Source organism: Methylobacterium sp. A52T, from assembly GCF_053346095.1.
In genome coordinates this window covers 1-654 of record NZ_JBKFBI010000303.1, presented here as the reverse complement: position 1 = coordinate 654, position 654 = coordinate 1, and the positions used below count along the sequence as shown (strand labels likewise).

At 68.8% G+C, this 654-nt stretch carries 1 protein-coding gene; it reads left to right on the top strand.

The features are described from left to right. A partial coding sequence (tnpC, locus tag ACLBYE_RS30515) for an IS66 family transposase (RefSeq protein WP_447697035.1) occupies positions 1 to 641 on the top strand: 641 nt, incomplete at its 5' end. Positions 642 to 654 lie beyond the last annotated feature (13 nt).

The window sequence follows — 654 nt, the reverse complement described above, 5'->3', positions numbered from 1 at the left end:
TTGCAGGCGTGCTGCAGGTCGACGGCTACGCGGCCTACGAGAGCTTGGCCAAGGGCGGCGCAGTGCGGCTGGCCCACTGCTGGAGCCATGTGCGTCGGCAATTCTATGACCTTGCCGCGGCCTCGCCGATCGCGACGGAGACGCTGTCGCGCATTGCCGTGCTCTACCGGATCGAGGCCGATATCCGCGGGCGTCCGGCCGAGGAGCGACGGGCGGCCCGTCAGGAGCGAAGCCGGCCGGTGGTCGAAGCACTGGAGGCGTGGTTGCGGGAGAAGCTCGGCCTCTTGAGCCGCAAGAGCAACCTCGCGGAGGCGATCCGCTACGCCCTGAGCCGCTGGGCGGGGCTGAGCCTGTTCCTCGCCGACGGGCGCGTCGAGATCGACTCCAACACCGTCGAGCGCGCGATCCGGCCGCTGGCCCTCAATCGCAAGAATGCCCTGTTTGCTGGCTCGGACGGCGGAGGCGAGCACTGGGCGGTGGTCGCCTCGCTGGTCGAGACCTGCAAGCTCGTCGGCGTCGAGCCGCAGGCTTACCTGGCCGACGTCATCACCCGCATCGTCGAGGACCATCCGCAGCGGCACCTCGATGATCTGCTGCCATGGGCTTTCCAGCCAACGCCAGCCCTCAAAGCCGTGGCCTGAGGACAGCGCTTAC